The sequence below is a fragment of the Pseudomonas sp. AC463 genome (assembly GCF_979253585.1).
Genome location: NZ_CEEDDZ010000909.1, coordinates 1 through 253, shown reverse-complemented (window position 1 = coordinate 253; position 253 = coordinate 1). Strand labels below are relative to the sequence as shown.

The window sequence follows — 253 nt, the reverse complement described above, 5'->3', positions numbered from 1 at the left end:
CTCCAGCAGCACGAGCCGGGCCTGCAGCTCGAAGCGCGGCGCCGGTTCGGGCGACGTGGGCCGCATGCCGACGGCGTGGAGCGATTCTTCCAACGCCTGCTGCAACGCCGCAGCGCTGACCTTGGAGCCCCACCACCGCCCCGTCTCGAAGCCGCCTTGCACGGCAGCGACGGCGACCTGGCCCTTCAGTGCGTCAGGCACCCAGCTGCGGATCTGCAGCGCATCGGCCGACACGATGGCCATGGGCAGGGGC

1 protein-coding gene is annotated in these 253 nt (G+C 71.9%); it reads right to left on the bottom strand.

Annotated features, from left to right (window positions below):
• Positions 1-253, bottom strand: a 253-nt coding sequence (locus tag AC0IYH_RS32865; RefSeq protein ID WP_471838565.1) for a hypothetical protein, incomplete at both ends; no start/stop codon positions are given.